This is a genomic window from Neotamlana sargassicola (assembly GCF_020523965.1).
GTDB classification, from domain to species: Bacteria; Bacteroidota; Bacteroidia; order Flavobacteriales; family Flavobacteriaceae; genus Neotamlana; species Neotamlana sargassicola.
This window is the reverse complement of the sequence record NZ_JAJAPX010000003.1, coordinates 321,160-335,487: the sequence shown is the minus strand read 5'-3', so window position 1 is coordinate 335,487 and position 14,328 is coordinate 321,160. Positions and strand designations below refer to the sequence as shown.

The 14,328-nt window shown below is 37.4% G+C and carries 1 protein-coding gene; it reads left to right on the top strand.

The genetic code is table 11. From position 1 onward, the window contains the following. Nucleotides 1–192 precede the first annotated feature (192 nt). Nucleotides 193–14,304 carry an HYR-like domain-containing protein gene (locus LG651_RS09370; protein ID WP_226695874.1) on the top strand — a complete coding sequence of 4,704 codons (14,112 nt, stop codon included), beginning with the start codon at nucleotides 193–195 and terminating at the stop codon, nucleotides 14,302–14,304. The last annotated feature ends 24 nt before the right edge of the window (nucleotides 14,305–14,328 follow it).

Below are 14,328 nucleotides of genomic sequence, written 5' to 3'. Positions count from 1 at the left end.
TCAATCCTTTATATAACAGCTGTAATAAGGCTAACTGGCCTAATAATAATGTGACTTATTCATAAAATTTGGTTCTAACACTTAACTAGTAAAACTGTAGTCTTATCTACAGTAAATAAGGATTCATCGAATTGAGGTAAAAATCAATTTTAAATTTTATAACTTTAATGTTATAAGAATAATTACATAGCTATGATACGAAAAATACTAATTTTAAAATTTGTATTACTTTCATTTTTTCAAACTTTTGCACAATTAGATAGTCAGCATTACCTACCGCCATTAAAGCAAACCTCGGGTTCAAATAATGGTGCTACACACCAAAGTAGCGCGGCTATCGCTCAGCAAGCCATTTATTTATCTACACCGGAAACAACACCTTTTGTTGTAAATGTTTACAGAGGTACATCAACAACGCCTTGGTTAACTGTACCAAGCCTGTCTAACGGTAACCCTTTTATTATAGATAGTACAAATGGTTTAACTAATAGCAACAACAACATAACTCTAGTAACTAATACCAATACAGGTAAAGTTTTAAGTAGTTCTGGTTTAAGGTTTGAAGCTCCCGGTGGTGAAAATTTTTATGTAAATTACAGAGGGCGTTCCAGTGCTCAAGCGGGTTCGTTAACATGTAAAGGAACGAAAGCGCTAGGTACCGATTTTAGATGGGGAGGAATCGCTAACAAGCATAATAATGTAAACTCAAGTACAAGTTTAGGTATTATGGCTACGGTTGATGGTACTGTTGTAACCGTTTCTGGTTACGACCCCGACTGTGTGTTTAGAAACGGCATTGATCCAGACGGTATAACAAACGATGTTATTAATGTAACTTTAAATGCGGGTCAAACTTATGTATTGGAAGTTGTTAGAAACCAAGCGGGTGTAAATGCAACAGCTAATGCTGCAAATATAGATGGTTGGCTCGGAGCAACAATTACTTCTACTCAACCTATTGCCATAGCCAATGGCGGTTTAAACACAGGAATAAGTAGCACTTCTGGTTCGCGAGATGTTGGTATAGACCAGCCTGTACCTACTAATTTTTTAGGTAAAGAATATGTGTTTATTAGAGGAAATGGTGACGCAAATGATGGTACCGAATTCCCTATTATTGTTGGTACATTTAACGATACAGAGGTTTATGCCAACGGAACACTTGTAGGTGTTATTAATAATGGTGATTACCTAGAAATTCCCGGATCCTTTTATTCAGGCAATACTGCTGGTTCCAACATGTATGTAACTACATCAAAAAATGCTTATGCATTTCAATGTTTAGGGGGACAAGTTAATCGTATTCAAACAATTGGAATGAATTTTATTGCTCCAGTAAATTGTTTATTACCAAATTCATTAAGCGAAATTTCAGAAATAGATAGAATAGCCGGAACATTCTCAAACCAGTCTGCTCTAACAATTATAGCTTCTGCATTAACCAACGACTCTGATGTTGAGATTTATCAAGATGGTGTTCAAATCACGACGCCAGCTTCAATAGCTGTTTTAGAAAATGGCGTACCTACAGATTGGAAAACATTCTACGTTAACGGGCTTTCTGGTGAAATTTCAGTAATAACACCTGGTCCTATTGCCGTAGGTACCTTTATGTCTCTAGGAAGTAATGCTGGTTTAGCGGGATACTTCTCTGGGTTTGATACAGTGCCTGAAGTTGAATTAACAATTACTGGTGGTGGGTGTTTTCCTGGTTCATCATTAGCAGAAGTTTCAGGAGGTTTTTTTGCATACGAATGGTACAAAGACGGAAATATAGTTGTTGATACCGATGGTAACCCTGCAACCTTCGATCCTTCATTAACCGGTGTTGGCGAATATTTTGTTAGAGTTACAGATTTTGGAGGTTGTACTTATGATTCAGATATTGTATCATTTTACAGTTGTGACCCAGATATACAAATTATTAAAACAGATGATGCAGATCCTATTGATGCAGGGAGTAATGTAACATTTACTATTACAGCAGAAAGCTTCTCGGTTAACGAAGTTACTAATTTAGTAATAACAGATGTGTTACCAACAGCCTTCGATTTAGTAAGTGCAACTCCCGATGCAGGAACAACCTGGTCTTCTCCAGATTGGACTATTGCTACCATTCAACCAGGAGAACGTTTCGAACTTCAAATTGTCGCACGTGCTAAAGACGATGCTTCGGGCACGGTAACCAATACTGTTACATATAATTTTGACGATATTATTAACGAAACTAATAATCTCCCCGATGATTTAAATGAAGATGTTACTATAAACCCATGTAATACTGCATCTCCACCTTCTAGTACGCCAACAGTGTGTATTAACACAGCAATTACAGATATTACGCATACTACAACGCAGGCTACAGGAATTGGTTCGCCTTCAGGGTTGCCAGCGGGAGTAACGGCGTCATGGTCTTCCAACGTGATAACAATTTCAGGAACACCCTCAGAATCTGGTGTATTTAATTACGATATTCCTTTAACTGGAGGTTGTAATACTGTTAGTGCCACAGGAACAATTACAGTAAATGCACTACCCATTGCTGCAGATATTACTGGTGATAATGAAGTGTGTATAAATAGTAGTATTACCTTAACTCCTGGAACTTCTGGAACTATAAGTTGGAATTCGTCAAACCCTGCTGTTGCTACTATTGACTCCAATGGAGATGTAACTGGTGTTAGTACAGGAACAACTAACATAACTTATACAGTTACCGATGCCAACGGTTGTACCTCTAACCCTTCAAATGCTTTTACTGTAACTGTAAACAGCTTACCAGTTATAAATGCATTAACCACAAATTCTGATATTTGCGAAGGTGATAATGCCGAGTTTTATATTTCAGGAACGCCAAATGCTGTGGTTACCTACAACATTAATGGAAATCCAGATGAAACAGTTTCATTGGATAATTCAGGTGATGCTACGGTAGTGTTTAACAACGTAATGTCGAATATTACAATAAATTTAGTTTCAGTTCAGGATTCTACAACCAACTGTTCATCAACTTTAACAAATTCAGAAACAGTAATAGTAAACCCATTCCCTACACCGGCTACATATAACGATATTATTGTTTGCGACGACCAAACTGGAACACAAGAATTATTTGCAAACGATGCTATAACATTAAATGCCAATACCTCTTTAACCTGGTATGATGCTCCTTCTGGAGGAAATACAGTTACTAATCCAACGGTTAATACAGTAACGCCAAGTACAGATCCGCCATTTTCATTTTATGCTGAAATAACCGATACTAATACAGGCTGTGTAAATCCTACTAGATTTGAAGTTAGATTACAAATTGTATCACCACCATTTCCAGATTTGAATCAAGATGTCTGTTCTAATGAAACCTTAAACATAGGATTATCTTTCGATGTAACGTATACTGTATCTTCATCAGACCCTGCTAACGTGCCTCCTGGTCCTAACAGAACAACGGCATCTTCAGACAACATAACGGATACATATGTTAACACAACGGCTAACCCCGTTATTATAACTTATACCGCGACAATAGAAGATGGTTCTGCTTGCGACGGAGAAACTTTTGACATTATTGTTACGGTATATCCTGAAAGTAATGGCGGAACAATTAGTCCGGACCAAGTAATTTGTTCTGGAAACACTCCTGCAGATATTACTCTATCTAATGTTATTGGCGATGTTATTAATTGGGAGCAATCTAGCAGTGCAAGTTTTAGTAGTATTACAACAATTGCTGAAACAAGTACAACGCTATCTGGTAGTACCATCGGCGCTTTAACTGAAGACACTTACTTTAGAGCTATAGTTCAAAGTGGTACTTGTAGCACATCGTATTCCCCGGTTCATAAGGTAAATATTGACATTACAGCACCAAGTATTTCTGGAACATTGTCCGATATTTCAGAAACGGGTTGTGTGGCCTCTGATGCAACACCTGCAGTGACAACAGTTGCTGCTTTAGAAGGCTTAGGTATTACAATTTCAGATGATTTTACTTCGAACGCTAATTTAACAGTATCAAGTATTGATAATGATTCTGGATACTGCCCTATTAATATTGTTCGTACCTACACTATTACTGATGCTTGTGGTAATAATTCTAGTATTCAACAAAATATAACCATTAACATTGATACATTCACTATTACAGATGCCGATGGTGCTGAAACTGTAGATTGTATCTCAGATGCTACTGAGACATTTACTCTACCAACAGTAACGGATGCTTGTGGCAATACCTTAACGCCTTCAGCAGCGGTAATAACTGAAAACCCTGACCCATTAACTTGTGAAGGTACTAGAACGTATACTTACACCTATACCGATTGTGCGGGTAACACCGATACTTGGGCTTATGTCTACACCATTGATACACCTGCTTTCACTATTACAGATGCCGATGGCGCTGAAACTGTAGATTGTATCGCTGATGCGACAGAAACGTTTACACTACCAACAGTTACCGATGTTTGTGGTAATACGTTATCACCATCAAGTATCGATGTTATTGAAAACCCAAATCCAGTATCGTGTGAGGGAACAATCACATATAATTATACTTATACAGATTGTGCTGGTAATACAGATACTTGGTCTTATGTGTACACCATTGATACACCTGCATTCACTATTACTGATGCCGATGGCGCTGAAACTGTAGATTGTATCGCAGATGCTACTGAGACATTTACATTACCAACAGTCACGGATGCTTGTGGTAATACTTTAACGCCTTCAGCAGCGGTAATCACTGAAAACCCTGATCCGTTAACTTGTGAAGGTACTCGAACGTATACTTACACCTATACAGATTGCGCTGGTAATACAGATACTTGGGCCTATGTGTACACCATTGATACACCTGCATTCACTATTACTGATGCCGATGGCGCTGAAACTGTAGATTGTATCGCAGATGCAACGGAAACTTTTGCTCTACCAACAGTAACCGATGTTTGCGGTAATACTTTAACCCCTTCAGCAGCGGTAATCACTGAAAACCCTGATCCGTTAACTTGTGAAGGTACTAGAACGTATACTTACACCTATACAGATTGTGCGGGTAACACAGATACTTGGGCCTATGTGTATACCATCGATACACCTGCTTTCACTATTACAGATGCCGATGGTGCAGAAACTGTAGATTGTATCGCTGATGCTACTGAGACATTTACATTGCCAACAGTAACCGACGTTTGTGGTAATACTTTAACACCTTCAGCAGCAGTAATCACTGAAAACCCTGACCCATTAACTTGTGAAGGTACTAGAACGTATACTTACACCTACACAGATTGCGCTGGAAACAGTGATACTTGGGCTTATGTGTACACCATTGATACACCTGCATTCACTATTACAGATGCCGATGGCGCTGAAACTGTAGATTGTATCGCTGATGCTACTGAGACCTTTACACTACCAACAGTCACTGATGTTTGTGGTAATACTTTAACACCTTCAGCAGCAGTAATCACTGAAAACCCTGACCCATTAACTTGTGAAGGTACTCGAACGTATACTTACACCTACACAGATTGCGCTGGTAATACAGATACTTGGGCCTATGAGTATACCATTGATACACCTGCATTCACTATTACAGATGCCGATGGTGCTGAAACTGTAGATTGTATCGCAAATGCTACTGAGACATTTACACTACCAACAGTAACCGACGTTTGTGGTAATACTTTAACACCTTCAGCAGCAGTAATCACTGAAAACCCTGATCCGTTAACTTGTGAAGGTACTAGAACGTATACTTACACCTATACAGATTGTGCGGGTAATACAGATACTTGGGCTTATGTGTACACCATCGATACACCTGCATTCACTATTACAGATGCCGATGGCGCAGAAACTGTAGATTGTATCGCAGATGCTACTGAGACATTTACATTACCAACAGTCACTGATGTTTGTGGTAATACTTTAACCCCTTCAGCAGCGGTAATCACTGAAAACCCTGACCCATTAACTTGTGAAGGTACTAGAACGTATACTTATACCTATACAGATTGCGCTGGAAACAGTGATACTTGGGCCTATGTGTATACCATTGATACACCTGCATTCACTATTACAGATACCGATGGTGCTGAAACTGTAGATTGTATCGCAGATGCAACGGAAACTTTTGCTCTACCAACAGTAACGGATGTTTGTGGCAATACTTTAACCCCTTCAGCAGCAGTAATCACTGAAAACCCTGATCCGTTAACTTGTGAAGGTACTCGAACGTATACTTACACCTATACAGATTGTGCTGGTAATACAGATACTTGGGCCTATGTGTACACCATTGATACACCTGCATTCACTATTACAGATGCCGATGGCGCAGAAACTGTAGATTGTATCGCAGATGCTACTGAGACATTTACACTACCAACAGTCACTGATGTTTGTGGTAATACTTTAACGCCTTCAGCAGCGGTAATCACTGAAAACCCTGATCCATTAACTTGTGAAGGTACTCGAACGTATACTTACACCTATACAGATTGCGCGGGTTATACAGATACTTGGTCTTATGTGTACACCATCGATACACCTGCATTTACCATTACTGATGCCGATGGCGCTGAAACTGTAGATTGTATAGCAGATGCTACTGAGACCTTTACACTACCAACAGTAACCGACGTTTGTGGTAATACGTTAACCCCTTCAGCAGCGGTAATCACTGAAAACCCTGATCCATTAACTTGTGAAGGCACTCGAACGTATACTTATACCTATACAGATTGCGCTGGAAACACCGATACTTGGTCTTATGTGTACACCATTGATACACCTGCATTCACTATTACTGATGCCGATGGCGCTGAAACTGTAGATTGTATAGCAGATGCGACAGAAACGTTTACACTACCAACAGTAACCGACGTTTGTGGTAATACGTTAACCCCTTCAGCAGCGGTAATCACTGAAAACCCTGATCCATTAACTTGTGAAGGTACTCGAACGTATACTTACACCTATACAGATTGTGCTGGTAATACAGATACTTGGGCCTATGTGTACACCATTGATACACCTGCATTCACTATTACAGATGCCGATGGCGCAGAAACTGTAGATTGTATCGCAGATGCTACTGAGACATTTACACTACCAACAGTCACTGATGTTTGTGGTAATACTTTAACGCCTTCAGCAGCGGTAATCACTGAAAACCCTGATCCATTAACTTGTGAAGGTACTAGAACGTATACTTACACCTATACAGATTGCGCGGGTTATACAGATACTTGGTCTTATGTGTACACCATCGATACACCTGCATTTACCATTACTGATGCCGATGGCGCTGAAACTGTAGATTGTATAGCAGATGCTACTGAGACCTTTACACTACCAACAGTCACTGATGTTTGTGGTAATACTTTAACGCCTTCAGCAGCGGTAATCACTGAAAACCCTGATCCATTAACTTGTGAAGGTACTAGAACGTATACTTACACCTATACAGATTGCGCGGGTTATACAGATACTTGGTCTTATGTGTACACCATCGATACACCTGCATTTACTATTACAGATGCCGATGGCGCTGAAACTGTTGAATGCTTAAACGAGGTAGTACAACCTTCAGCACCAGTTGTAATTGATGCTTGCGGTAATACTATAACTCCAGTGATTACAGAAAATACTAATCCAGTTTGCGAAGGTGAAAAAATATATACTTTTACTTATACAGATTGCGCTGGAAATACAGCACAATACACCTATACTTATACAATTGATTACACAATAAGCCCAATTGTACCTGCAAATGATTCTAGTACTGTATCCAGTACCGATGAAGCTGTTCAACCAACAGCACCTGTGGTTGTAGATAATTGTGGAGCCGAAATTACACCTGTAATCACTGAAAATACTGATCCGGTATGTGATGGTCAAAAAGTTTATACATTTACCTATACAGATTGTGCTGGAAATACATCTGTGTATACTTACACATATAATATAGATGTTACTTCTACCCTCGAGATAGAAGATACTACCACTACAAGTTGTAGTGATGAACCTTTAAATTTTGACTTAACATCTTTAACCTCATTATCTAATGTTAATTTTGAATGGATTGTTTCCTCTAACTCAAACTTAACAGGAGCAAATGCGGGAAATGGGACTATTTTAAATGATGCTATAAACAATATTAGTGGTACTTCTCAAACTATAATTTACACTATAACGCCATTTAACAGTGATGGTTGTTCTGGTAATACCTTCGATATTGAAGTAACCGTTAACCCAGAGCCTTATAATACTAATGCTCCAAGTGACGATACTTGTAGTAATGTGGCACTAAACCATGATTTGAATACAGATGTTAATGTTCCTGGTAGTTCATTTACATGGTATGCTACAGATAATCCGAATATTTCTGGAGAAACAACTACACCGACTAGTTCAGATTTAATTTCTGATACTTTAATCAATGTTTCTGGTACTATACAAACGGTAACTTATACGGTGGTTGCAACAAGCAATTTAGGTTGTGTGGGTAATGCGTATACATATACTGTTACCATAAGTCCTGAAGCAACACTAAGAGTTGAAAAAATAGCCTTAGCGGCAACAGATGGAAGTTATGATGCTTTAGGAGAAGTTATTGAATATGAAATTACAGTTGAAAACACATCTGAAGTTGAATTAAGCAATATTACACTAACCGATGCGAATGCAGATAGTATAACACCAACTTCTATTCCAACAATTCCCGCTTACGGAACAACTACCTTTACGGCAACTCATGTAATTTCTCAAGCAGATTTAGATGCTGGTGAAGTGATCAATAGCGCAACAATTACAGCTACAGACCCGTGTGGGACATTAGTTAGCTTTGTTTCAAACGACCCAAATACAACTACTCCAGATGATGCTACTGTAACCCCACTAAATCAAACACCTGCACTTTCTTTATTGAAAGAGGCAACATTTAACGATGAAAATGGAGACGGGTTTCCTCAAGCTAATGAAACCATAACGTATAATTTTACAGTTGAAAATACCGGAAATGTAACAATTACCAATATTGCAATATCAGATCCTTTGGTTGTTGTTAATGGCGGACCCATAAATTTATCACCAAATGAGATAGATAGTACTTCATTTTCGGCGATATACGTTATATCACAGGCTAATATTGATTCAGGAAGTTTAACAAATTCTGCAACAGTTTCTGGTAACGATCCTGATGGCAATGCTGTAAGTGATACTTCTGATGACCCCAACGACACAACAAATAGCGATAATAATGGAGATGGAGATCCAGATGATGCAACCATATTTACTTTTACAGAAGACCCAGAACTTACGCTTTATAAAACGGGTGTTTTTATTGATGCTAATAATGACGGTTTACCACAAATTGGTGAAACTATAGAATATACATTTAATATTATTAATACAGGCAATGTTACTATTTCTAATATCGTAATTTCAGATGCCAATGTAACTGTTACTGGTGGCCCAATTACCCTAGCCCCAAATACGAGTGACAATACAACATTTACTGCAATTTATACATTAACACAAAGTGATATAGATAATGGTAATGTATTAAATACAGCAACAGCATCTGGTGTAACACCAAGTAATACTAATGTTTCAGACGAGTCGGACGATCCTACAACTGCTGATGATAACGACGCTACGATAACAAGTTTATCACAAAGCTCTAGAGTTTCGTTGTTAAAAACAGCAACGTTTAATGACGAAAATGCTAATGGTTTCCCTGATGTAAATGAAACATTAACTTATAATTTTACGGTTCAAAATACAGGTAACACAACCTTAACAAACCTTATAATTAACGATCCGTTGGTAACCGTAAATGGTGGTCCTATAAACTTAGAGCCAAATGCTATAGATAATACGTCATTTAGTGCAGTATATACTTTAACACAAGATGATATTAACAATGGTGAAATTTCGAATTCTGCAGTAATTACTGGCACAAACCCAGACGGTGAAACTATAACTGATGTATCAGACGATCCAAATAATACTACTAACACAGATTCTAATAGTGATGGTGATCCAGACGATATTACCATTACACCATTAAATTCTAATTCGCAAATTAGTATTGAAAAATTGGGTGTATTTCAAGATGAAAACAACGATGGTATTGCTCAAGTTGGCGAAACTATTAGTTATGTATTTAACGTTATTAATACTGGAAACGTTACCATTTCTAATATAACAGTTACAGATGCTTTAGCTACAGTTGTTGGCGGCCCAATAGCATTAAACCCGTTTGAGAATGATAATACCAGTTTTACAGCATCCTATACATTAACTCAAAATGATATTGATAACGGTTCTTTTACAAATACTGCAACTGTTAGTGGTAATGCTCCAAATGGAAATTCAATTTCCGATACATCAGACGATCCGAATAACCCAAATAATCAAGATAGTAATGGCGATGGTGAACCGGATGATCCAACAATAACAGTAATACCAACAACAGGAAGCCTTAGCTTAACTAAAATAGCGCTTCCTGCTACAGATGGAAGCTATAATACTATTGGTGAAATTATTAATTATGAATTAACCATAACGAACACTGGTAATGTTACTCTAACTAATATTACAATTACTGATGCTAATGCCGATTTAGGTAGTATATCTCCTGCCCTAATTAATACATTGGCACCAGGAGCATCTACTATTGTGAATGCTTCTCATACCATTACTCAAAACGATTTAAATGCAGGTGAAGTAAATAATACAGCCACAGTAACCGGTGAAGATCCTTTTGGTAATACCATTAATGATACATCTGATGATCCTAAAAACACGACCAATAATGACCTAGATGGCGATGGAGATCCTGATGATGTTACTACAACGCTCATAGAGCAAGTACCAGCATTAGCTTTAGAAAAAACAGCTACGTTTAACGATGAAAATAATGATGGAATCCCACAAGTTGGTGAAACCATAACTTATAATTTTTCTGTAGAAAATACGGGTAATGTTGTTGTTAGTAATATTACAATTACAGATCCTTTGGTTAATGTTAACGGTGGCCCAATTAGTTTGATGCCAACAGAGCAAAATAGCACCACTTTTTATGCCATTTATACCATTACATTAGCCGATTTAAATTCTGGAAGTATATCAAATTCTGCTACAGTTACTGGCGAAGATCCTTCTGGGAATACTGTTTCAGATATTTCAGACGATCCAAATAACAATTCAAATACAGATGTAAACGGAAATGGAAATCCAGATGATGCTACTATAACACTTTTAAATGCAACTCCAGAATTAACCCTTGAGAAAACAGGAATATTTATAGATTCCAACGGTGATGGTTTAGCTCAAGTAGGTGAAACAATTCAATACATTTTTGATATTTCTAATACGGGTAATGTTACTATTTTTAATATTACAATTACCGACCCGTTAGTTACTGTTAATGGCGGTTCTATAGATTTAAATCCTGGAGAAACAGATTCTACAACATTCACAGCAATTTACACATTAACCCAAACCGATGTAGATAATGGTTTTGTAGAAAACACCGCTTTGTCCTCTGGTAATGCGCCAAATGGAGACGCTGTTTCAGACGAATCGGACGACCCTACAACTTCCAATAACAACGATGTTACGATTACAACTTTATTAAGAGAACCACAATTAACCTTATTAAAAATAGGAACTTTTAACGATGAAAACGGTGATGGTATTCCACAAGCAGGAGAAACTATTTCATATGTGTTTATCGTTAGAAACACAGGGAATGTTACGTTGTTTAACGTTGAAGTTACAGATCCAATAGTGCCTGTTACTGGCAATACAATAAATTTAGCACCAGCACAGGTTGATAGCACCACATTTTCGGCTATTTACACCATTCAACAAAATGATATTGATTCGGGTAATTTAACCAATACCGCACTAGTTACTGGTAATGATATTGATGGTAGCATTGTTACGGATGTAAGTGATTTTTCTGATGACCCAGACAACCCAGACAACATCGATTTAAATGGCGATGGCGATCCAGACGATCCAACCGTGACTACATTAACAGGACAAGCAGAATTATCACTGGAAAAAATAGGAGTTTTTAACGATGAAAATGGTGATGGTTTAACCCAAGTAGGAGAAACTATTAGCTACACGTTTATAGTAACAAATACAGGAAACTTAACCATTACAGACATTAGCATATCAGATCCTTTGGTAAATGTTAATGGAAGTTCTATAGATTTAGCACCTGAAGAAATAGACAATACAACGTTTACAGCTACTTACGTTATTACACAGTTTGATATTGATTCTGGTCGCGTAAATAATTCTGCTACAGTTTCAGGACAAGATCCAAATGGGAATGTTATTACTGATAAATCAGACGACCCGAATAACCCAGCAAACGTTGATGCTAATAATGATGGAAACCCAGATGATATAACTACTACAAGCTTGCCAACTAACGGAAGCATTAATATTTCTAAAGCAGGTATAGCTTCACCTGATGGTAATTATGACACTCTAAATGAAGTCATCACTTACAGCATAACAGTTACTAACACAGGCAATGTTACATTAACAAATATTGTAATTACAGATGAAAATGCAGATGCTGGTAGTATTTCGCCATCAAGTATTACAATTTTGTTACCAGGCGAATCTGTTAATGTCTATGCTGCTCATACAATTACACAATCAGACTTAGATGCTGGAATGGTTTCTAATACGGCAGCGGTATCTGCTACAGATCCTTTTGGTAATGATATTTCTGATCTTTCTGACGACCCAGATAACACTGCAAATGATGATATAAATGGCAATGGAAACCCAGATGATGCTACAATAACAACCATAACTCAAAGTCCAAGTTTAGAATTAACTAAATCTGCCAATGCACCCCAAGATGGTAATTTCGATACCGTTGGAGAAGTTATAACCTATACGCTTATTGTAACCAATACTGGTAATGTAACGTTATCTAACTTAATCGTTAGCGATGCTAATGCAGATGCAGGAAGCATTATGCCAAATGTAATTGCTACTTTGGCACCTGGGGATTCTGTAACCATAACGGCCACTCATACTATAACACAAAATGATTTAGATGATGGCTTTGTAACAAATAGTGCAACAATTACAGCTCAAGATAGTAATGGCGATACGATTTCAGATGTATCAGATGATCCGGACAACCCAACCAACGACGATCCAGATCAAGACGGTAATCCAGATGATGCAACAATTACATTGTTACAGCAAACTGCAAATCTAGATGTTGTTAAAACCGTAGATTTTAATACCTATCAAAATATTGGAGATATTTTAACCTATACCATTACGGTAACCAATACAGGAACGGTAACTTTATTAAACGTTATAATTACGGATCCTACAGCAACAATTACAGGTAACAATACCATAAATGTGCTTGCTCCAGGAGAACAATTTGTAACAACAGCAGAGTATATAATTACAGCTGCAGATATTGATGCTATGCAAGTTATAAATACAGCATATGTTAATGCTACAGTTATTAATTCGAATACCACAATTAATGAAGATTCTGACGACCCAAGTATTGATACAAATATTGATATAGATAATGATGGTGACTTTGAAGACCCTACTTTAAGTATATTCTCAGGTTCATCAGACCTAAGTATCGAAAAAACGGTAAATAATTTAGAGCCTGTTGTTGGTGATGAGGTAATTTTTACCATAACCGTAGCCAATGAAGGTTCTGTTACTGCTGAAAACATTGTTGTAGAAGAAGTACTTCCTAGTGGTTATGAATTTGTTTCAGCACTATCTACAGCAGGTAATTATGATGATTTTAATGGCGAATGGATTATTTCTGTTTTAAACGAAGGCGATGTGCATATTTTAGAGATTACTGTTGAAGTATTAGGTTTTGGAGATTACGAAAACACGGCTACTATTAATAGTTTTGATGGTGGAATGGACACCAATTTATCTAATAACACCGACAGCGCTACTGTAACAGCAGAATGTACTTTTGTTTATAATGAATTTTCTCCAAACGGCGATGGTGTTAACGACACATTGTATATTGATTGTGTAGAGCGATACCCGAACAATACGCTAGAAATATATAATCGTTGGGGTAATATTGTATTTAAAAAGAATGGTTATACTAATGCCGATGGTTGGGATGGAATTTCTAATGGTCGTGTTACCATTCAAAAAGACAAAATTCTACCTGTTGGAACATATTATTACATTCTTAACCTTAAAGATGGTAGTAAACCACGCGTTGGTTGGATTTATATAAATAGATAAAAACTTATAATATTAAGCGCTGCT